The sequence below is a fragment of the Streptomyces sp. NPDC036984 genome (genome assembly GCF_055607665.1).
In genome coordinates this window covers 1-20580 of the sequence record NZ_JBVJRL010000004.1, presented here as the reverse complement: position 1 = coordinate 20580, position 20580 = coordinate 1, and the positions used below count along the sequence as shown (strand labels likewise).

Sequence of the window (20580 nt, the reverse complement as noted above, 5' to 3'; positions counted from 1 at the left end):
CACGGCTCTTGGGGTGGGGACATGAAGATGCGGCACACCGTCGCCTGGGTGGGATTCACCACGGCGGCGCTCGTGGCGGCCTCCGGCTGCGGCACGGAGCGCGCGAAGACGGCGGTCAAGGCGGTCGACAAGGCCGACACGCTGATGGCGGCCCTGACCCGGGCGACGGACCGGACGGAGGCGCTCGGCTCGGCCGAGGTCCGTATGACGACCGACACCGGCACCAGCGGCCCGATCGCCATGGAGGGCACGTACTCCTGGGGCGACGGCTACGTCTTCGACGTCGAGATGGACACCGAGGCCGCGAACATGCAGGCCGTGAACCACTCCCCCAAGACACACGTCCTGTTCGTCGACGGCGTCTACTACTACGACGTCGACGCCTTCCCCTCCGGCCCGTACAAGGGCAAGGACTGGATCAAGGTCGACGGTTCGGCCGTGTTCGGCGAGAAGGGTGCCAAGGCTTTCTCCGGGGACAACGGCAGCCCCTCCGCCTCCATGAAGAGCCTCAAGTACGCCAAGGACGTCGAGAACCTCGGCACGCAGACCGTGAACGGACAGCGCACCACGCACTACCGCGCCGTGATCGACCCGGCGCGCATGGGCAAGTTCAAGGACGCCTACGGCGAGGGCAGCCCCATGGGCACGGCGACCGGAACGAAGTCGATCACCATGGACGTGTGGGTGGGCTCCGACGACCTGCCGGTGCGGCTGAAGGAGAAGCTGGGCGTCATGACCATCAGCATGGACTTCGAGAAGTTCGGCAAGGCGGTCACTGTCAAGGCCCCGCCCGCCGCGCGCACCGCCGACCTCACCGACCTGCTCAAGAAGCAGCAGCAGGGCTGAGAACACACCGGTGCCCCGCCCTCCGACGCGGAGGGCGGGGCACCGTGCTGTCCGGCTCAGTGGTTGCGCGGGAAGCCCAGGTCCACGCCGGCCGGCGCGTCGGCCGGGTCGGGCCAGCGGGTCGTGACGACCTTGCCGCGGGTGTAGAAGTGCGTGCCGTCGTTGCCGTAGATGTGGTGGTCGCCGAAGAGCGAGTCCTTCCAGCCGCCGAAGGAGTGGTAGCCCACCGGCACCGGGATCGGCACGTTCACGCCGACCATGCCGGCCTCGATCTCCAGCTGGAAGCGGCGGGCCGCGCCGCCGTCCCGGGTGAAGATCGCGGTGCCGTTGCCGAACGGCGAGGCGTTGATGAGCGCCACGCCCTCCTCGTAGGTGTCGACGCGCAGCACGCACAGCACCGGGCCGAAGATCTCGTCCTGGTACGCCTTCGCGGTGGTCGGCACCTTGTCCAGCAGCGAGATGCCGATCCAGTGGCCGTCCTCGAAGCCCTCGACGGTGTGACCGGTGCCGTCGAGCACCACCTCGGCACCCTCGGCGGCGGCGCCCTCCACGTAGGAGGCCACCTTGTCACGGTGGGCGGCGGTGATCAGCGGGCCCATCTCGGAGGCCGGGTCGTTGCCCGGACCGATCTTGATCTTCTCGGCGCGCTCGCGGATCTTCTCCACCAGCGTGTCGCCGATGGCGCCCACGGCCACGACCGCGGAGATGGCCATGCAGCGCTCGCCGGCGGAGCCGTAGGCCGCGCTCACCGCCGCGTCGGCCGCCGCGTCCAGGTCGGCGTCCGGCAGGACCAGCATGTGGTTCTTGGCACCGCCGAGAGCCTGGACGCGCTTGCCGGCCGCGGAGGCGGTGGTGTGGATGTAGCGGGCGATCGGGGTGGAGCCGACGAAGGAGACCGCCTTGACGTCCGGGTGCTCCAGCAGCCGGTCCACGGCGACCTTGTCACCGTGGACGACGTTGAAGACGCCGTCGGGCAGGCCGGCCTCCGAGAGCAGCTCGGCGATCTTCATCGACGCCGACGGGTCCTTCTCGCTCGGCTTCAGCACGAAGGTGTTGCCGCACGCGATGGCGATCGGGAACATCCACATCGGGACCATCGCCGGGAAATTGAACGGCGTGATGCCGGCGACGACACCGAGCGGCTGGCGGATCGCCGCCACGTCGACCCGGCTCGCGACCTGCGTGGACAGCTCGCCCTTCAGCTGGACGTTGATCCCGCACGCGAGATCGACGATCTCCAGGCCGCGCGCGACCTCACCGAGGGCGTCCGAGTGCACCTTGCCGTGCTCGGCGGTGATCAGCTCGGCGATCTCGTCGCGGTGGGCGTCCAGCAGCGCGCGGAAAGCGAAGAGGACGGTCGTCCGCTGCGCCAGCGAGGACTGGCCCCAGGTCAGATAGGCGTCCTTGGCCGCCGCGACCGCCGCGTCCACCTCCTCCACCGACGCGAACGCGACCTTCGTGGTGACCGCGCCGGTCGCCGGGTCCGTGACCGGCCCGTACGTACCCGACGCGCCTTCGACGGTCTTCCCGCCGATCCAGTGGTTGACGATCTTCGTCATGCCCAGAGACTCCTTCTTACAGATGGCGGCGTCGGGTCGAGACGTGCCGTTCGTACAGCTCACGTGCCTTGACCGCCGACGGTCGGGTCGCGGTCTCGGCCACAGGAACATCCCACCAGGCCTGCGCCGGAGGCGCGCCCGACACAGTGTCGGACGTTTCGGTCTCCACGTAGACACATGTGGGAGTGTCGGCGGCCCGCGCCTCGGCGAGCGCGGCGCGCAGGTCCCGTACGGTCTTCGCGCGCAGCACCCGCATCCCGAGGCTGGCCGCGTTGGCGGCGAGGTCGACGGGCAGCGGGGCGCCGGTGAAGGTGCCGTCCCCGGCGGTGTAGCGGTAGGCGGTGCCGAACCGCTCGCCACCGACGGACTCCGACAGGCCGCCGATCGAGGCGTACCCGTGGTTCTGCACCAGCAGGATCTTGATCGCGATGCCCTCCTGCACGGCGGTCACGATCTCCGTCGGCATCATCAGATACGTGCCGTCGCCGACCAGCGCCCATACGTTCCGCTCGGGCGCGGCGAGCTTCACGCCGAGGGCGGCCGGGATCTCGTAGCCCATGCAGGAGTAGCCGTACTCCAGGTGGTACTGGTCGCGGGACCGCGCCCGCCACAGCTTGTGCAGGTCGCCGGGGAGGGAGCCGGCCGCGTTGATGATGATGTCCGACTCGTCCACCAGCGCGTCCAGGGCGCCGAGGACCTGCGGCTGGGTCGGCCGCGCCTCGGGCTCCTCGGCCTCGAAGCAGGCGTCGACGCGCTGCTCCCAGCGCTCCTTGTCCTCGGTGTACTCGCCGACATAGGAGTCGGCGACGGTGTGCTCGCGCAGGACCAGCGCCTCGGTCAGCTCGCCGAGACCGCTGCGGGCGTCGGCGATCAGCGGGGACCCGGCCAGCTTGTGACCGTCGAAGGCCGCGATGTTGAGGTTGAGGAAGCGGACCTCCGGGTTCTCGAACAGGGTGCCGGAGGCGGTGGTGAAGTCGGTGTAGCGGGTGCCGACGCCGATCACCAGGTCCGCGGTGCGGGCCAGCTCGTCGGCGGTCGCGGTGCCGGTGTGGCCGACCCCGCCGACGTCCTGCGGGTGGTCGTGGCGGAGGGAACCCTTGCCGGCCTGGGTCGAGGCGACCGGGATCCGGGTCGCCGAGGCGAACTCGGCGAGCGCCTCCTCCGCGCGGCTGTGGTGGACTCCGCCGCCCGCGATGACCAGCGGCCTGCGCGCCGCGCGGATCGCCTGGACCGCCTCGGCCAGCTCGGCCGGGTCCGCACCCGGCCGGCGTACGACCCACACCCGCTCGGCGAAGAACTCCTCCGGCCAGTCGTACGCCTCGGCCTGCACGTCCTGCGGCAGGGCGAGGGTGACCGCGCCGGTCTCCACCGGGTCGGTGAGGACCCGCATGGCCTGGAGCGCTGACGGAATCAGGGCCTCCGGCCGGGTGATGCGGTCGAAGTACTTCGACACCGGGCGCAGGGTGTCGTTGACCGACACATCGCCCGCGTACGGCACCTCCAGCTGCTGGAGGACCGGGTCGGCCGGGCGGGTCGCGAAGACGTCGCCCGGCAGGAGCAGGACCGGGAGGTGGTTGATGGTCGCGAGGGCGGCGCCGGTGACCAGGTTGGTCGCGCCCGGGCCGATGGAGGTCGTGACGGCGTGCGTGGACAGGCGGTTGGACTGCCTCGCATAGCCGACCGCCGCGTGCACCATCGACTGCTCGTTACGGCCCTGGTGGTACGGCATGGCGTCGCCGTACTCGATCAGCGCCTGGCCGATCCCGGCGACGTTGCCGTGGCCGAAGATGCCCCAGGTGGCGCCGATCAGCCGCTGCCGCTCGCCGTCCCGCTCGGTGTACTGGGCGGCGAGGAAGCGGACGAGCGCCTGGGCGACGGTCAACCGGATCGTCATCGGTACCCCCCTGTGGTCTCGGTGTGGTCGGGGTGGAAGCAGATCCGCCACTCCCGGGTCTCGCCCGGGCCCGCCATGACGTTCAGGTAGTACATGTCATGGCCGGGCTGGGCGATGGACGGGCCGTGCCAGCCGTCGGGGACGAGGACGGCATCGCCGGAGCGGACCTCGGCGAGGACGTCGGCACCACCCGCGCGAGAGGGGAACACCCGCTGGTAGCCGAGCCCCTTCGGGCCGTCGATCTCGAAGTAGTAGATCTCCTCCAGCTCGGACTCCTCGCCCGGCCGGTGCTCGTCGTGCTTGTGCGGCGGGTACGAGGACCAGTTGCCGCCAGGGGTGATCACCTCGACGGCGATCAGCTTGTCGCAGTCGAAGGAGTCGGCGGAGGCGAAGTTGCGCACCCGGCGGGCGCAGCTGCCGCTGCCGCGCTCCTCGACGGGGACCTCCGGCGCGGGGCCGTAGCGGGCGGGGAGTCGTCGCTCGCACTTCGCTCCTGCCAGGGCGAAGCGGCCTCCCGCGCCGGAGGTGATCATGACCCGGGTGTCCCGGGGCGCGTACACGAAGTCGGAGACTCCGGTGAACACGCTTTCCCGGCCCAGGAGTTGAAACTCGTTTCCCTCAATTTGTACGGTACATCCGCCTTCCAGCGGAAGCACGATCCATTCACTGTCCCCGGTGGTGAACGTATGGCTGCCGCCGGGCGCCGACTCGACGACACGCAGGCTGCTGTGTGTCCAGCCGGCCAACTTGGGATCGATGTCGACGGCGTACTGGGCGTTCGCGGTGGCGCCCCGGGGCAGATGCAGGTCGGTGCTGGTCATGCGGCCCTCACAGCAGTCCTACGGCGGTGTCCACGGCGGCGGCCACATCGCCGTCCGCCGGGTACAGCAGCGAGCGGCCGACCACCAGGCCGCGCACGGTGGGCAGTTGCAGCGCGCCGCGCCACTTCTCGTAGGCGGCCACCTGGTCCTCGGGCGAGTCGCCGATGTCCCCGCCGAGCAGCACGGCGGGCAGCGTGGAGGTCTCCATGACCCGGGCCATGTCGTCGGGGTTCTCGGTGACCGGCACCTTCAGCCAGGTGTAGGCCGAGGAGCCGCCGAGGCCGGAGGCGATGGCGATGGAGCGGGTGACCGCCTCGGCGGACAGGTCGTTGCGCAGCGTGCCGTCGGCGGTACGGCGGCTGATGAACGGCTCCACGAACACCGGCAGCCGACGCGCGGCCATGGCGTCGATGGCGCGGGCGGTGGACTCCAGCGTGGTCAGGGAGCCGGGGTCGTCGTAGTCGACGCGCAGCAGCAGCTTGCCCGCGTCGAAGCCCAGGCGCTCGATGTCTTCGGGGCGGTGGCCGGTGAACCGGTCGTCGAGCTCGAAGCGCGCGCCCTGGAGTCCGCCGCGGTTCATCGAGCCCATGACCACCTTGTGGTCCAGGACGCCGAGCAGGAGCAGGTCGTCCAGGATGTCGGCGGTGGCGAGGACGCCGTCGACGCCGGGCCGGGACAGCGCGAGGCAGAGGCGTTCGAGCAGGTCGGCGCGGTTGGCCATGGCGAGCTTGCGGTCGCCGACACCGAGGGCGCCGCGGGCCGGGTGGTCGGCGGCGACGATCATCAGCCGGCCGTTCTCGTTCAGCAGCGGCCTGCGGGCCCGGCGGACGGCGGCCTCGGCGATCGCCTCGGGGTGGCGGGTGCGGATACGGACCAGCTCGGCGACGTCGACGCGGGGCCGGCGCACACCGTCACCGCCCTGCCGGTGCGTCCCGGCGACACGGCCGGCCCTCACAGCACCGCTCCGGCGTCGAGCGCGGCGGCCACCTCGTCGACGGTCGGCATCGCGGAGGAGCATTCCAGACGGGAGGCGACGATGGCGCCGGCCGCGTTGGCGTGTCGCATGATCTGCTCCAGGTCCCAGCCGGCCAGCAGGCCGTGGCAGAGGGAGCCGCCGAAGGCGTCTCCGGCGCCGAGTCCGTTGAGGACGGTGACGGGGAGGGGCGGGACCTCGGCCGTTTCACCCTCCCGGTTGACGGCGAGGACTCCCTTGGGTCCCTGCTTGACGACCGCCAGCTCCACCCCGGCGTCCAGCAGGACGCGGGCGGCGGCGTACGGCTCGCGCGCCCCGGTGGCGACCTCCACCTCGTCCAGGTTGCCGACGGCGACGGTGACGTGGCGCAGAGCCTCGGCGTAGAAGGGGCGGGCGGCACCCGGGTCCGTCCAGAACATGGGGCGCCAGTCGAGGTCGAAGACCGTCGTGCGCGTCTTGGCCCGGTGGGCGAGGGCCGCGAGGGTCGCCGTACGGCTCGGCTCCTCGCTCAGGCCGGTGCCGGTGACCCAGAAGATCCGGGCATCGCGGACGGCGTCCAGGTCCAGTTCGTGGGCGTCGATCTCCAGGTCGGGGGCCTTGGGCCGGCGGTAGAAGTAGAGCGGGAAGTCGTCCGGCGGGAAGACCTCGCAGAAAGTGACCGGGGTCGGCAGTCCGGGGACGGGGGTGACCCAGCGGTCGTCGACGCCGAAGCCGCGCAGCGCCTCGTGCAGATAGGTGCCGAACGGGTCGTCGCCGGTGCGGGTGATCACGGCGGTGTGCCGGCCGAGCCGGGCCGCGGCGACCGCGACGTTGGCCGCGGACCCGCCGAGGAACTTGCCGAAGGACGACACCTGGGCGAGCGGGACACCGGTCTGCAGCGGGTAGAGGTCCACTCCGATCCGCCCCATGGTGATCAGGTCGTAGGCCATCGGCTTCCCTTCGTCATGGCTCTCCCCGGCTTTCTAGTCCCGGACGCCGAGCCCTGTCAATGTTTTGTCCGGACATTCGGACCAGTCGACTCCGCTGATGGGGCGGGGCGGTGCCCCATGCGGCCGTCGTGTCACAAATACCCCCTTCTTGTCACACATGTTGCACATACGCGGACTCTCGGTCACATCCAGTCCACAGGCACCCACCGTTGGTCACTCTGCGTCGTTCAGGGGGCACAGGCTTGGTGAGCGTCAGCGCAGCGCCCGGTCCCCCCGGCGGCCGTTCCGGTCGCCGCCGCGGTGCGCGTAGGGAGGTGCGGCTCATGACCGACCGGCGGCTCTGGTCCTACAAGGAGATCGCGGCACACATCCGGGTGCAGCCGGACACCGTACGGTCCTACCGCAAGCACGGGCTGCTGCCCCCGCCCGATCATGTGGAGGGCGGCAAGCCCTACTGGTACGCCGACACCGTCCGCGCCTGGGTCGCCTCCCGGCCCGGCAACCGCGGCCGCAGAGACGGCTGACGCCTGCCCCGGGAGCGGCGGCCGGGCGATCCGGGGGTGGCGGGCGTCAGCTCCGGGGTTCGATGACCGTGACGCCCGCGCCCGGCGCCGTGTCCATCGCCGCGAGCGCCGCCGGGGCCGCGTCGAGCGTGATCGTGCGGGTCACCAGCAGGTCGGGGCGCAGGGCCCCGGCGGTGACCAGGTCGAGCATGGCGGGGTAGGCGTGGGCGGCCATGCCGTGGCTGCCGAGGAGTTCCAGCTCCAGGGCGATCGCGCGGGCCAGCGGTACCGGGGTGGTGCCGTCGGCCGAGGGCAGCAGGCCGACCTGGACGTGCCGGCCACGGCGGCGCAGGGAGCCGACCGAGGCCGCGCAGGTGGCGGCCGAGCCGAGGGCGTCGAGCGAGAGGTGGGCGCCGCCGCCGGTCAGCTCCCGGACGGCGGCGGCCGGGTCGGGTACGCCGGTGGCGTCCAGGCATGCGGCGGCGCCGAACGTCCGTGCCAGCTCCAGGGCTCGCGGCGACACGTCGACGGCGGCCACCCGGGCCCCCGCAGCCGCCGCGATCATCACCGCCGACAGGCCGACCCCGCCGCAGCCGTGCACCGCGACCCACTCCCCGGCCGCCACCCGGCCCTGCTGCACCACCGCGCGGAAGGCGGTGGCGAACCGGCAGCCGAGGGCTGCGGCGGTGGTGTACGTCATGTCGTCCGGGAGGGCGACGAGGTTGACGTCGGCGTGGTCGAGCGCCACGAACTCGGCGAAGGATCCCCAGTGGTGGAAGCCGGGCTGGGTCTGCCGTTCGCACACCTGCTGGTCGCCCGCCGCACAGGACGCGCAGCTGCCGCAGGCGCAGACGAACGGCACGGTGACCCGGTCGCCGGGCCGCCATCCGGTGACCCGGGCGCCCACCGCCTCCACCACCCCGGCGAGTTCATGACCGGGGACGTGCGGCAGCGAGATGTCCGGGTCGTGGCCCATCCAGCCGTGCCAGTCGCTCCGGCACAGGCCGGTCGCCTCCACGCGGACGATCACTCCGTGAGGGGCCGGGTGGGGGTCGGGCACCTCGCGTATCTCGGCGGGTTCGCCGTATCGCTCGAAGACCACGGCTCGCATGCGCGCTCCTTCCGGAAACCTGCACGCAGGCTAGACGCTCCGGGGGCCGCCGGGGTGGGTGGCCAGTGCCGGTTCCTTGTGGCTCATCGCGCCGTCCCCCGCATCGCTTCGGGGCGCGTCCTGCTCGCCCTCGCTCATACCGAACCGTTGGTGGAAGCGCCGCAGGGGAGCCGGGGCCCACCAGGTGGCGCGGCCGGTGAGGCGCATGACGGCCGGGACCAGGAGGCTGCGGACCACCATCGCGTCCATCAGCACCGCGAGGGCGATGCCGAGACCCAGCATCTTGGTGTTGGTCACCCGGGAGGTGCCGATGGCGACCATCACCACGGCGAGGATGACCGCCGCCGCGGTGATCAGCCCGCCGGTGCGCTGGAGTCCGTGGCGCACGGCCGTGTCGTGGTCGCCCGTGCGGTCGTACTCCTCCTTGATGCGGGAGAGCAGGAACACGCCGTAGTCCATGGAGAGGCCGAAGGCCACGCAGAACATCAGGACGGGCAGGGTGGTCTCGATGGAGCCGGGGCTGGTGAAGCCGAGCGGGCCGGACAGGTGGCCGTCCTGGAAGACCCAGACGACCGCGCCGAACATCGCCGTCAGGCTGAGCGCGTTGAGCACCACGGCCTGGAGGGGTATCAGCACGCTGCCGGTGAGCAGGAAGACCAGCACAAGTGTGACGACGGCTATGAACACGGCCGCCCACGGCAGGCGTTCGGCTATCGCGTGCTTGGTGTCCACGAGGACCGCGGCCGTGCCGGTCACCTTGGTGTCGAAGGGGGCGGACAGTGAGCGCAGGTCGCCGACCAGGCGCTGGGCGGGGTCGTCCACGGCCTCGCCCTCCGGCTGGACCGTGAAGTAGGCGGTGTCGCCCTCGACCAGGGGGCCGTCGACCCGGACCACGTCGGGCAGGGCGGCCATCCGCTGCTTGTAGGCGGCGTACTGGGCCTCGGTGGCCCGGCCCTCGGCGAGGACTTCCAGGCCGCCGCCGGGGCTGCCGGGGAAGCTCTCGCGGAGGTGCTGCTGCACCACGTGGGACTCGGCCGACGCGGGCAGCTGCCGGTCGTCGGCGGTACCGAACTTCACCCCCACGAACGGCAGACCGAGCAGCACCAGCAGGGCGGTGGTGCCGAGGGCGAAGAGCGGGGCGCGGCGCATCACCAGCGCGGCCGTACGCGCCCAGGCGGTGCCCTCGGCCGGCTTCGGGGTGCGGCCCCGGCGGAAGAGGCGGCGCAGGTCCAGGGAGTTGACCCGGTGGCCGAGCAGGACCAGCGTGGCCGGAAGCAGGACCAGGGCGGCCGCCGCGGCGAGGAGGACCACGGCGATGCCGGCGTAGGCGAAGGACCGCAGGAAGTACTGCGGGAAGACCAGCATGGCGGCCAGGGAGACGGCGACGGTCAGAGCGGAGAAGAGCACAGTGCGGCCGGCCGTGCGCAGGGTCGTGCCCACGGCGGTCGAGGGGGCGGCGCCGGTGGACAGTTCCTCGCGGTAGCGGCGGACGATGAACAGGGCGTAGTCGATGGCGAGGCCCAGGCCGAGGGCCGTCGTGAGGTTCAGCGCGAAGACCGAGACGTCGGTGAAGCTCGTCAGGGCGCGCAGTAGCGCGTTCGTCCCGACGATGGCGACGATGCCGATGCCCAGCGGGAGCAGGGCCGCGACCGCGCTGCCGAAGACCATGACCAGCAGCACGAGCGTGATCGGCAGGGCGATCAGCTCGGCGCGGGTGAGGTCCTCCTTGATGACCGTCTGCATCTCGTGCCGCACCGCGACGATGCCGCCCAGCTCCACCCGGACCGGGCCGTGCGCGCCCCGGTAGTGCGGGGCGATGCGGTCCAGGGTCCGGCCCATCGCGCTCTCGTCGCCGGTGATGCGGGCGGCGATCAGCGCCTCGTGCCCGTCCTCGGCGCGCAGGGCCGGGGCCGCCGACGGGTCGGCCTGCCAGTAGGAGCCGACTCCGGTCACGCCCCGCTCCCCCGCCAGCCGCGCGGCCAGGGTCCGGGCCTCGGCGGCCACCGCCGGGTCGTCGACCGAGGCGCGGCCCGCGTCGACCAGGAGCAGCAGATTCGGCTGGGAGCCGGGGAACTCGCGCTCCAGTGCCTTGGTCGCGTACGTCGACTCGGCGGCCGGGTCCTCCCAGCCACCGCTGCCGAGGCGGTCGGCGACCCCGCTGCCGGCCAGGACGGCGAGCGCCGTGAGGACCAGGGCGACCAGGAGCGACAGCCGTGGACGGGCGGTCACGAACCGGGTCCAGCGGCCGGGAGGCGGTGCGGTGTCCCCGGAGCGCGGTGGCGTGTCGACGTCGGTCATCGTGCGGTGTCCCCTTCACCCTGACCAGCGAGGCCGTGTGCGGACACGGCAGCATGGATGAGCCATTGCCATAGACTTGGCAAACACGAGAGATCGCTCGCGTTTCACCAGAATGCGAGCGACCACTCGCGTTTGTCAATCGCGTTCGGAGAGCTGGGGAAAACGCGTGTCCGACACCAGGGAGAAGGAGCAGCAGCCGCGCCGGCGGCAGGCCCGCGGCGAACGACGTATCGCTCAGCTGCTCGAAGCCGCCGCCCAGGTCTTCTGCACTACCGGCTACACGGCCGCCAGCACCAACGCCATCGCCCGCGAGGCCGGGGTCTCACCCGGCACGCTCTACCAGTTCTTCCCGAACAAGGAAGCGATCGCGATCGAGCTGGGCGACCGGCTGATGCACGAGATGCGGGAGGCGTACGGCGAGGCGCTCGCGCCCGTCGATCCCGCCACCCCGCTGGAGGAGGCGATCGGCGCAGCCGTCGACCGGTTCATGGCCTTCAACACCGACCACCCGGTCTTCTTCGCCCTCATGCACGGCCCCGACGTCCCGGGCCGGATGGCCGAGGCGCACGACCAGCTGCACACGACGGTGATCGGCCGCATCGAGACACTGCTCGCCTCGCTCATGCCCGGCGCCGCCCCGGCCGACGTCACCCGCACCGCCCATGTCTGCCTCGGCATCTACAAGGCCGGCCTGGAACTCGTCCTCACCCACGAGGGCGCCGCGCGCACGGACTACATCCAGGAGACCAAGGACGTCCTGGTCCGCTACCTGGAGCCACTGGCGGGCGACCGGCCGGGCCGCGCCTGACACTGAACATCGGAAACGACGGCACCGCGTTGGAAAATACCCCCTGGGGGTATAGTCTTCGAACGTGGGGTTCTTCCGCGGACCCCACTGGCCCCCTACGCCTCGACGAGGAGTAACGACATGACCGCCCAGACCGACACCCCGGGCTCCGTCACCACCGTCTACAAGGTGACGGGCATGAGCTGTGGCCACTGCGAGGGCTCCGTGTCCGGCGAGATCTCCCGGATCGCCGGCGTCGGCTCGGTGAAGGCCGTCGCGTCGACCGGCGAGGTGACCGTCGTCTCCGAGGCCCCGCTGGACGACGAGGCCGTACGCGCCGCCGTGGACGAGGCCGGCTTCGAGCTGGCCGGCAAGGCCTGAGAAAGACCTCCCTTTCCCCGACCGGGCCGTACCGACCAGCTGATACTGGATCCGTACGGCCCGGTCCGATGTCTGGAGTCCGGACATGACCAGCACCACCGCAGAGACAGGTACCGCGATAGCGGGCAGCGCCGAGGTCGAGCTGCTCATCGGCGGGATGACCTGCGCCTCCTGCGCCGCCCGGGTGGAGAAGAAGCTCAACCGGATGGACGGCGTGAGCGCCACCGTCAACTTCGCCACCGAGAAGGCCAAGGTCACCTACGCGGACGGCGTCCGGGTCGCCGACCTGATCGCCACCGTGGAGAAGACGGGCTACACCGCCGAGGAACCCCCGCCGCCGGAGCCCGCGCCCGAGGCGGCGCCGGAGACCGCCGAGCGGGACAGCGAACTCGGCGCCCTGCGCCACCGCCTGCTCGCCTCCGCGCTGCTCGCCGCCCCCGTGGTCCTGCTCGCGATGATCCCCGCCCTCCAGTTCGACAACTGGCAGTGGCTCTCGCTCACCCTCGCCGCGCCCGTCGTCGTCTGGGGCGGCGCCCCCTTCCACCGGGCCGCCTGGACCAACCTCCGGCACGGCGCCGCCACCATGGACACCCTGGTCTCGGTCGGCACGCTGGCCGCGTTCGGCTGGTCGCTGTGGGCGCTGTTCGTCGGCGACGCGGGCATGCCCGGCATGCACGACGAGTTCCGCTTCACCGTCTCGCGGATGGACGGCGCGTCCACGATCTACCTGGAGGTCGCCGCCGGAGTCGTCGCGCTGATCCTGCTCGGCCGCTATCTGGAGGCCCGCTCCAAGCGGCGCGCGGGGGCCGCCCTGAAGGCGCTCATGGAGCTGGGGGCCAAGGACGTGGCGGTCCTGCGGGACGGCCGCGAGGTGCGGGTACCGGTGGCGGACCTGGCCGTCGGCGACCGGTTCGTCGTACGGCCGGGCGAGAAGATCGCCACCGACGGCACGGTCGTGGAGGGCGTCTCCGCGGTGGACGCCTCCATGCTGACCGGCGAGTCGGTGCCGGTGGACGTCGGTCCGGGCGACCGGGTCACCGGGGCCACGGTCAACGCGGGCGGCCGGCTGGTCGTCGAGGCCACCCGGGTCGGCGCGGACACCCAGCTCGCCCGGATGGCGAAGCTGGTGGAGGACGCGCAGAACGGCAAGGCCGAGGTGCAGCGGCTCGCCGACCGGGTCTCCGCCGTCTTCGTCCCCGTGGTCATCCTGATCGCGCTCGGCACGTTCGGCGTCTGGCTGGGCGTGACCGGTGACACGGTCGCCGCGTTCACGGCCGCCGTCGCCGTACTGATCATCGCCTGCCCCTGCGCGCTGGGCCTCGCCACCCCGACCGCGCTGATGGTCGGCACCGGGCGCGGCGCCCAGCTCGGCATCCTGATCAAGGGCCCCGAGGTGCTGGAGTCCACCCGGCGCGTCGACACGGTCGTCCTGGACAAGACCGGCACGGTCACCACCGGCCGGATGACCCTCCAGGAGGTGTACGTCGCCGACGGCGAGGACGAGAAGGAGCTGCTGCGGCTCGCGGGCGCCCTGGAGCACGCCTCGGAGCACCCCGTGGCCCGCGCGATCGCCGCCGGCGCCGAGGAACGCTTGAACGGGGCGAGCGCGCAGCGCTCTCCGGCAAGGGCGGCGATGGGTGACGGGTGGGCCCTGCCGGAGGCCGAACACTTCGAGAACGTGCCCGGGCGTGGCGTACGCGGGCGCGTGGACGGCCGCGAGGTGGCCGTGGGGCGCCTGTACGACGAGGTGCCGCAGGAGTTGGCCCGCGCGGCGCGCGAGGCCGAGCAGCAGGGCCGTACGGCCGTCCTGGCCGGCTGGGACGGGCGGGCCCGCGGGGTCCTCGCCGTCGCCGACGCGGTCAAGGAGACGAGCGCCGAGGCGGTCCGCGACCTGCGCGCGCTGGGGCTCACCCCGGTGCTGCTCACCGGGGACAACCGGACGGTCGCCGAGGCCGTCGCGAAGACCGTCGGCATCGACGCCGGGAACGTGTTCGCCGAGGTGCTGCCCGAGGACAAGGTGGATGTCGTACGACGGCTCCAGCGCGAGGGGCGGTCCGTGGCCATGGTCGGCGACGGGGTGAACGACGCCGCCGCGCTCGCCACCGCCGACCTGGGCCTGGCCATGGGCACCGGCACGGACGCGGCGATCGAGGCCGGCGATCTGACGCTGGTGCGCGGGGACCTGCGGGTGGCCGCGGACGCGATCCGGCTCGCCCGGCGCACCCTCGCCACCATCAAGGGCAATCTGGTGTGGGCCTTCGGCTACAACGTCGCCGCGCTGCCGCTGGCCGCGGCCGGCCTGCTCAACCCGATGATCGCGGGGGCGGCGATGGCCTTCTCCTCGGTGTTCGTGGTGACCAACAGCCTGCGGTTGCGGGCCTTCCGGTGACCCGGCGGCGATTGCCGGGACGGACCGATGCGGGAGCCCCCCTGGAGTCCGGCGCGCGCCTCACATAAGCTCTTCACAAGGCTCGCGCATCATCCTTACGCTTGGGTCCCGATCGCTATATCGGGGCTCTTGCGCACCTAAGGGACATATGCAAGAGACGCAGATCACAGTGATGCGAACGTAACCATCGAAGGGCTTCGAAGGTCTAAGTTGGCGATGTCAGACCAGCGTCTTGGGGGGCGCTGACTGGCATCTGGGGATGTCTTGGGGGACTTCCCCAGATGGGGGTACCTCCCTGCTCGAACGACGTTGAGAGCTTGGGGGAGCGTTGCCGGGGCACGTACACCGGGAAGCTTTGAGCGGCCCTCCCAGCGTGCGCTGTCCCGGCAGATCGCACCGCATCACTGGAGCACGGCGAGTTTTGCTCGTTGTGCTCGGACAGCGAATTCAGGCGCTGTCTTCTGAGCGCCCGGCCGGATCCCGTGGGGGGAATCCGCACCGGGACATGGGAAGGCGCCCTGGTCGTCGGCCCGTGGGGGGACCGGCGCATCAGGGCGCCTTCTTCCTTTTCGCTTCTTGATCACTGGTTCAGGGCCTGCCCGGACGGACAGGCCCTTCCGCTCAGTGGGCTCAGCGCTCCTCGACCGGAACGAAGTCGCGCTCCACCACACCCGTGTAGATCTGGCGCGGGCGGCCGATGCGGGAGCCCGGCTCCTTGATCATCTCGGTCCACTGGGCGATCCAGCCCGGCAGCCGGCCGAGGGCGAACAGGACCGTGAACATCTCGGTCGGGAAGCCCATGGCCCGGTAGATCAGACCGGTGTAGAAGTCGACGTTCGGGTAGAGCTTGCGCTCGACGAAGTAGTCGTCGGACAGCGCGTGCTCCTCCAGCTTCAGGGCGATGTCGAGGAGCTCGTCCTCCTTGCCCAGCGCGGAGAGGACGTCGTGCGCGGCGGCCTTGATGATCTTGGCTCGGGGGTCGAAGTTCTTGTAGACCCGGTGGCCGAAGCCCATCAGGCGGACGCCGTCCTCCTTGTTCTTCACCTTGCGGATGAAGGTGTCGACGTCGGAGCCGGAGTCACGGATGCCTTCGAGCATCTCCAGGACGGACTGGTTGGCGCCGCCGTGCAGCGGGCCCCACAGGGCGCTGATGCCGGCCGAGATCGACGCGAACATGTTGGCCTGCGAGGAGCCGACCAGGCGGACCGTGGAGGTCGAACAGTTCTGCTCGTGGTCGGCGTGCAGGATCAGCAGCTTGTCCAGCGCGGCCACGACGACCGGGTCCAGGTCGAACTCCTGCGCCGGGACCGAGAAGGTCATACGCAGGAAGTTCTCGACGTAGCCGAGGTCGTTGCGCGGGTAGACGAACGGGTGGCCGATCGACTTCTTGTACGCGTACGCCGCGATCGTCGGAAGCTTGGCGAGCAGCCGGATCGTGGAGAGGTCGCGCTGCTTCTCGTCGAACGGGTTGTGGCTGTCCTGGTAGAAGGTGGACAGCGCCGAGACGACCGAGGACAGCATGGCCATCGGGTGGGCGTCGCGCGGGAAGCCCCTGTAGAAGTTCTTGACGTCCTCGTGCAGCAGGGTGTGCCGCGTGATGTCGTTCTTGAACGTGGAGAGTTCGTCGACGGTCGGCAGTTCGCCGTTGATCAGCAGGTACGCCACCTCAAGGAAGGTGGAGCGCTCGGCCAGCTGCTCGATGGGGTAGCCGCGGTAGCGGAGGATGCCCGCCTCGCCGTCGAGGTAGGTGACCGCGGATTTATAGGCGGCCGTGTTGCCGTAACCGCTGTCCAGCGTCACCAGACCGGTCTGGGCGCGGAGCTTCCCGATGTCGAAGCCCTTGTCGCCGACGGTGCTGTCGACCACCGGGTAGGTGTACTCGCCGTCGCCGTACCGCAGTACTACAGAGTTGTCGCTCACGTCTTCCCTCACCGACGTAGTGCCTCATCTTCGAGGTGCCCTGACTGTCTCTACCATCCCCCATTTGGCTCAGGAGAGTGCACTCGGGGTCGACCATTGGGCCTATTGGCGGCACTCAGTGCCGCCAACCTGCTCATCCTGCCCCCTCGGAGGGGCATCTGGAAGTGCTCTGTGACCTTCACGACTCATTTGATCGATCATTTTTTGCGCCGAGCCGGAAGTCGAGGGCCGTACAGCGCCGTCCGGCCGACACCGTGCGCACCGCCTGGCCGATCGCCTTGCGTGAACCGACGAGGACGACCAGCTGCCGAGCCCGGGTGACCGCCGTGTACAGCAGGTTCCGCTGGAGCATCATCCACGCTCCGGTGGTGACCGGAATCACCACGGCGGGATATTCACTCCCCTGCGAGCGGTGGATGGTCACCGCGTACGCATGGGACAGTTCGTCCAGTTCGTCGAATTCGTACGGAACCTCCTCGTCCTCGTCCGTCAGGACCGTCAGGCGCTGCTCGACCGGATCGAGCGAGGTGACGACGCCCACGGTGCCGTTGAAGACACCGTTCTTCCCTTTCTCGTAATTGTTACGAATCTGGGTGACCTTGTCGCCGACGCGGAAAACGCGACCACCGAACCGCTTCTCCGGCACATCCGGCCGCGCGGGCGTGATGGCCTGCTGGAGCAGTCCGTTGAGCGCGCCCGCACCGGCCGGCCCCCGGTGCATGGGCGCGAGCACCTGTACGTCCCGGCGCGGGTCCAGCCCGAACTTGGCCGGAATCCGCCGCGCGGCCACGTCGACGGTGAGCCGGCCCGCGGCCTCCGTGTCGTCCTCGACGAAGAGGAAGAAGTCCTTCAGCCCGTCGGTCAGCGGGTGCTGCCCCGCGTTGATCCGGTGCGCGTTGGTGACCACACCGGACTGCTGGGCCTGCCGGAAGACCCGGGTGAGCCGGACGGCCGGGATAGGGCTGCCCTCGGCGAGGAGATCGCGCAGGACCTCCCCGGCACCGACGCTGGGCAGCTGGTCCACGTCCCCCACGAACAACAGGTGCGCGCCCGGCGGTACGGCCTTGACCAGCTTGTTGGCGAGCAGCAGGTCCAGCATGGACGCCTCGTCCACGACCACCAGGTCGGCGTCCAGGGGCCGGTCCCGGTCGTAGGCGGCATCCCCGCCCGGCTTCAGCTCCAGCAGCCGGTGCACGGTGGACGCCTCGGCGCCGGTCAGCTCCGCCAGCCGCTTGGCGGCACGGCCGGTCGGGGCGGCGAGCAGCACCTTGGCCCGACGGGCGCGGGCCAGCTCCACGATCGAGCGCACGGTGAAGGACTTGCCGCAGCCGGGTCCACCGGTGAGGACGGCGACCTTCTCGGTGAGCGCGAGCTTGACCGCCGCCTCCTGCTCGGGCGCGAGGTCGGCGCCGGTGCGCGCTCTCAGCCAGCCGAGGGCCTTGCCCCAGTCCACGTCCCGGAACCCCGGCATCCGGTCCTGGTCCGTCCGCAGGAGCCGCAGCAGCTGGGCGGACAGCGAGAGTTCGGCGCGATGGAAGGGCACGAGATAGACAGCGCTGACCGGCTCGTCGCCGCCGCCGTCGGGCCCGGGCACCTTCTCCCGCACGACCCCGGGATCGGCCCCCTCCTCCGGGGCCTGGGACAGCTCGGCGAGGCACTCGATGACCAGCCCGGTGTCGACCTGGAGGAGCTTGACGGCGTCGGCGATCAGCCGCTCCTCGGGCAGGAAGCAGTGCCCCTGGTCGGCGGACTGGGACAGCGCGTACTGGAGGCCGGCCTTCACCCGCTCGGGGCTGTCGTGCGGGATGCCCACCGACTGGGCGATCTTGTCGGCGGTGAGGAAGCCGATGCCCCAGACGTCGGCGGCGAGCCGGTACGGCTGTTCCTTCACGACGGAGATCGACGCGTCGCCGTACTTCTTGTAGATCCGCACGGCGATCGACGTCGACACCTCGACGGTCTGGAGGAAGAGCATGACCTCCTTGATCGCCTTCTGCTCGTCCCAGGCTTCGGCGATCTTCTTGGTGCGTTTCGGACCGAGGCCGGGGACCTCGATCAGCCGCTTCGGCTCCTCCTCGATGATCTTGAGGGTGTCCAGCCCGAAGTGCTGGGTGATGCGGTCGGCGAACACCGGTCCGATGCCCTTGACCAGACCGGACCCCAGATAACGCCGGATGCCCTGGACGGTGGCCGGCAGCACGGTCGTGTAGTTCTCGACGTGGAACTGTTTGCCGTACTGCGCATGCGAGCCCCAGCGGCCCTCCATGCGCAGGGACTCCCCCACCTGGGCACCGAGCAGCGCGCCGACGACCGTGAGGAGGTCCCCGCCGCCTCTTCCGGTGTCGACCCGGGCGACCGTGTAGCCGTTCTCCTCGTTGGCGTACGTGATCCGCTCCAGCACGCCTTCGAGCACGGCGAGCTGCCGTTCGCCCGTGGAGTTCCCCGCCTGATGAGCCATGATCCGACGGTACCGGTGAGGTGTGACAACCGGCGCGGGAGCCGGGTTCATGGCCGACCGCCCTGCGGGCCGGCGTCCGCCTAAGGGCGGGGGTGCTTCTTGAGGGCCTCGAGGAAGGTGGCGAAGGCGGGGGCGGGGAAGGTGAGGACGGCTCGGGTGGGGGTCTTGGAGTCGCGGATGGCTGTGTGGGTGGGGGAGGTGGCGATCTCTACGCAGGCGTTTCCGTCGCCTTCACCCGAACAGGACGACTTCTGCCAGTTATCGAGGGCGGTCATGGGTGCCTCACAGCTCCTTGGCCAGCTTGTGGATGAAGTCGCGCGACCGATCGGGGTCGAGTGAAACAGCTTCCACCTTGAGGAAGCGCGTTCGATAGGTGTTGAGCTGTGCTTCGGAATCGATGAGCACCGAGCCATGGGGCGCATCGCGCACCACCGTGTCCAGCTTCGATGGAGAGCCGCCCACGTAGGTCATGGCGCTTGAGGCCCTGGTGAAGCCATCCAGGTCGAACCGGATGACGCGCACGGTGATGTTGTCGGCTCCGGACAGCTCCAGGAGCCTGGCAAGTTGAGCCCGGGACGCATTGCGATCACTCACCCTGATACGCAGGGCCGCCTGGTGGATCACCAACACATAAGGAACGTCGAACTGCTGGCGTCGCATGCGGTGGAGCACGCGCAACTCCAGCTCTTCAGCGGTCAGCTCCGGCACCCTGGAAGCTCAGCGAGCCGTACACGCAACGGACGCGACGGAGTTGTTCGCCGGGGAGTGAGTCCGTGGCCGCCGGGCCGGGCTTACCGTCGCGCCGTGGCTACGTACACGAACGGGGCGACGCACACCGACGCAATGCCGGGGTACGCCGCCCTTGGGTGGGACTCGGTACGGGAGGTGGCCCGCGTTGTCATGGCGGTTACTTCGGGTCGGCGTTGAACTTGGAGGTCGACCAGAAGTAGCCGAGCACCGCGAGGCCCAGGCACCAGGCGACGGCGAGCCACCCGTTGTGGCCGATCTCGGTGCCGAGCAGCAGGCCGCGCAGCGTCTCGATGGCGGGCGTGAAGGGCTGGTACTCCGCGATCGGCTGGACCCAGCCGGGCATGGCGTCGATGGGGACGAAGGCGCTGGACAGGAGGGGCAGGAGGATCAGGGGCATGGCGTTGTTGCCGGCGGCCTCGGCGTTCGGGCTGACCAGGCCCATGCCGACTGCGATCCAGGTGAGCGCCGTGGCGAAGAGCACGAGCATTCCGAACGCCGCGAACCACTCCACGACGGTGGCATCGGTGGAGCGGAATCCGATGGCCACGGCTACGGCGCCGACGAGGACCACGCTCGTCACGCACTGGAGCACGCTGCCGATGACGTGCCCGATGAGCACGGAGCCGCGGTGGATCGCCATCGTGCGGAAACGGGCGATGATGCCCTCGGTCATGTCGTTGGAGACGGAGACCGCGGTCCCGATCGTGGTGCTGCCGATGGTCATCAGCAGGAGGCCCGGGACGATATAGGCCGTGTACTCGGAACGGTCCGGACCACCGCCGCCGATGCCGGCGCTCATGGTGTCGCCGAAGATGTAGACGAAGAGCAGCAACAGCATGACCGGGGTGAGCAGCAGGCTCAGGGTGAGGGACGGGTAGCGCCGGACGTGCAGCAGGTTGCGGCGCAGCATCGTGGCGGAGTCGCGTACGGCGAGGGCGAGCCGGGCCGGGCGGGCGGGGGC

Annotated in this window: 16 protein-coding genes and 1 pseudogene; 5 read left to right on the top strand and 12 right to left on the bottom strand. The window is 70.7% G+C overall.

Translation table 11 applies throughout. From position 1 onward, the window contains the following. Window positions 1–21 precede the first annotated feature (21 nt). Entirely contained in the window at window positions 22–846 is an 825-nt protein-coding gene (locus ACZ7DL_RS09540) for an SCO4651 family lipoprotein (RefSeq protein WP_470772834.1), read from the top strand. A gap of 56 nt (window positions 847–902) precedes the next feature. Here the strand turns inward: ACZ7DL_RS09540 and mmsA are convergent, their stop codons facing one another. The 5 genes from mmsA to iolC are packed head-to-tail and all read right to left on the bottom strand — an operon-like array spanning window position 903 to window position 7022. Beyond that, the gene (gene mmsA / locus ACZ7DL_RS09535; RefSeq protein ID WP_470772832.1) at window positions 903–2405 is read right to left on the bottom strand and encodes a CoA-acylating methylmalonate-semialdehyde dehydrogenase; all 1503 of its coding nucleotides are present in this window, start codon (window positions 2403–2405) and stop codon (window positions 903–905) included. Window positions 2406–2421: 16 nt separating this feature from the next. Continuing rightward, on the bottom strand, window positions 2422–4299 hold the full coding sequence (iolD, locus tag ACZ7DL_RS09530) for a 3D-(3,5/4)-trihydroxycyclohexane-1,2-dione acylhydrolase (decyclizing) (protein WP_470772830.1): 1878 nt from the start codon (window positions 4297–4299) through the stop codon (window positions 2422–2424). Next, a complete protein-coding gene (iolB, locus tag ACZ7DL_RS09525; RefSeq protein WP_470772828.1) occupies window positions 4296–5120 on the bottom strand; it encodes a 5-deoxy-glucuronate isomerase in 825 nt (274 codons plus the stop codon). The genes iolD and iolB overlap by 4 nt, the downstream gene beginning before the upstream one ends. Before the next feature lie 7 nt (window positions 5121–5127). Further along, the gene (locus ACZ7DL_RS09520; RefSeq protein ID WP_470773563.1) at window positions 5128–6027 is read right to left on the bottom strand and encodes a Cgl0159 family (beta/alpha)8-fold protein; all 900 of its coding nucleotides are present in this window, start codon (window positions 6025–6027) and stop codon (window positions 5128–5130) included. Window positions 6028–6071: 44 nt separating this feature from the next. After that, entirely contained in the window at window positions 6072–7022 is a 951-nt protein-coding gene (gene iolC, locus ACZ7DL_RS09515; protein ID WP_470772826.1) for a 5-dehydro-2-deoxygluconokinase, read from the bottom strand. Window positions 7023–7345: 323 nt separating this feature from the next. On the opposite strand from iolC, the gene ACZ7DL_RS09510 reads away from it, so the two are divergent. Then, the gene (locus tag ACZ7DL_RS09510; protein ID WP_059249651.1) at window positions 7346–7546 is read left to right on the top strand and encodes a helix-turn-helix transcriptional regulator; all 201 of its coding nucleotides are present in this window, start codon (window positions 7346–7348) and stop codon (window positions 7544–7546) included. Window positions 7547–7592: 46 nt separating this feature from the next. Here the strand turns inward: ACZ7DL_RS09510 and ACZ7DL_RS09505 are convergent, their stop codons facing one another. Next, window positions 7593–8636 (bottom strand): zinc-dependent alcohol dehydrogenase family protein, encoded by a 1044-nt coding sequence (locus tag ACZ7DL_RS09505; RefSeq protein ID WP_470772824.1) that lies wholly within the window; start codon window positions 8634–8636, stop codon window positions 7593–7595. Between the two features lie 30 nt (window positions 8637–8666). Then, on the bottom strand, window positions 8667–10934 hold the full coding sequence (locus tag ACZ7DL_RS09500; protein ID WP_470772822.1) for an MMPL family transporter: 2268 nt from the start codon (window positions 10932–10934) through the stop codon (window positions 8667–8669). A 166-nt stretch (window positions 10935–11100) separates the two neighbouring features. Here ACZ7DL_RS09500 and ACZ7DL_RS09495 point away from each other — a divergent pair, with 166 nt between their 5' ends. The 3 genes from ACZ7DL_RS09495 to ACZ7DL_RS09485 all read left to right on the top strand — a co-directional run bounded on the left by ACZ7DL_RS09495 (window position 11101) and on the right by ACZ7DL_RS09485 (window position 14491). After that, complete coding sequence (locus ACZ7DL_RS09495) at window positions 11101–11742, top strand: TetR/AcrR family transcriptional regulator (RefSeq protein ID WP_470772820.1); 642 nt, start codon at window positions 11101–11103, stop codon at window positions 11740–11742. Between the two features lie 120 nt (window positions 11743–11862). Next, on the top strand, window positions 11863–12102 hold the full coding sequence (locus tag ACZ7DL_RS09490; RefSeq protein WP_470772818.1) for a heavy-metal-associated domain-containing protein: 240 nt from the start codon (window positions 11863–11865) through the stop codon (window positions 12100–12102). An 85-nt stretch (window positions 12103–12187) separates the two neighbouring features. Beyond that, entirely contained in the window at window positions 12188–14491 is a 2304-nt protein-coding gene (locus ACZ7DL_RS09485) for a heavy metal translocating P-type ATPase (protein WP_470772816.1), read from the top strand. Between the two features lie 630 nt (window positions 14492–15121). On the opposite strand, the gene ACZ7DL_RS09480 is transcribed toward ACZ7DL_RS09485, so the two are convergent. The 5 genes and pseudogenes from ACZ7DL_RS09480 to ACZ7DL_RS09460 all read right to left on the bottom strand — a co-directional run. Beyond that, window positions 15122–16411, bottom strand: coding sequence for a citrate synthase (locus ACZ7DL_RS09480; protein WP_470772814.1), 1290 nt, complete (start codon window positions 16409–16411; stop codon window positions 15122–15124). Window positions 16412–16589: 178 nt separating this feature from the next. After that, on the bottom strand, window positions 16590–18869 hold the full coding sequence (recD2, locus tag ACZ7DL_RS09475) for an SF1B family DNA helicase RecD2 (RefSeq protein WP_470772812.1): 2280 nt from the start codon (window positions 18867–18869) through the stop codon (window positions 16590–16592). A gap of 80 nt (window positions 18870–18949) precedes the next feature. Next, complete coding sequence (locus ACZ7DL_RS09470) at window positions 18950–19144, bottom strand: DUF397 domain-containing protein (protein ID WP_470772810.1); 195 nt, start codon at window positions 19142–19144, stop codon at window positions 18950–18952. Window positions 19145–19151: 7 nt separating this feature from the next. Beyond that, window positions 19152–19586: pseudogene (locus ACZ7DL_RS09465) on the bottom strand (Scr1 family TA system antitoxin-like transcriptional regulator); the annotation flags it as partial. Between the two features lie 190 nt (window positions 19587–19776). After that, window positions 19777–20580, bottom strand: an 804-nt coding sequence (locus ACZ7DL_RS09460; protein ID WP_470772808.1) for an ABC transporter permease, incomplete at its 5' end; no start/stop codon positions are given.

Bases quoted from the DNA above. Each gene is read 5' to 3' on its own strand.
- ACZ7DL_RS09540 (WP_470772834.1), top strand. From the start codon at position 22: ATGAAGATGCGGCACACCGTCGCCTGGGTGGGATTCACCACGGCGGCG.
- mmsA (WP_470772832.1), bottom strand. From the start codon at position 2,405: ATGACGAAGATCGTCAACCACTGGATCGGCGGGAAGACCGTCGAAGGC.
- iolD (WP_470772830.1), bottom strand. From the start codon at position 4,299: ATGACGATCCGGTTGACCGTCGCCCAGGCGCTCGTCCGCTTCCTCGCC.
- iolB (WP_470772828.1), bottom strand. From the start codon at position 5,120: ATGACCAGCACCGACCTGCATCTGCCCCGGGGCGCCACCGCGAACGCC.
- iolC (WP_470772826.1), bottom strand. From the start codon at position 7,022: ATGGCCTACGACCTGATCACCATGGGGCGGATCGGAGTGGACCTCTAC.
- ACZ7DL_RS09510 (WP_059249651.1), top strand. From the start codon at position 7,346: ATGACCGACCGGCGGCTCTGGTCCTACAAGGAGATCGCGGCACACATC.
- ACZ7DL_RS09505 (WP_470772824.1), bottom strand. From the start codon at position 8,636: ATGCGAGCCGTGGTCTTCGAGCGATACGGCGAACCCGCCGAGATACGC.
- ACZ7DL_RS09500 (WP_470772822.1), bottom strand. From the start codon at position 10,934: ATGACCGACGTCGACACGCCACCGCGCTCCGGGGACACCGCACCGCCT.
- ACZ7DL_RS09490 (WP_470772818.1), top strand. From the start codon at position 11,863: ATGACCGCCCAGACCGACACCCCGGGCTCCGTCACCACCGTCTACAAG.
- ACZ7DL_RS09485 (WP_470772816.1), top strand. From the start codon at position 12,188: ATGACCAGCACCACCGCAGAGACAGGTACCGCGATAGCGGGCAGCGCC.
- recD2 (WP_470772812.1), bottom strand. From the start codon at position 18,869: ATGGCTCATCAGGCGGGGAACTCCACGGGCGAACGGCAGCTCGCCGTG.
- ACZ7DL_RS09470 (WP_470772810.1), bottom strand. From the start codon at position 19,144: ATGACCGCCCTCGATAACTGGCAGAAGTCGTCCTGTTCGGGTGAAGGC.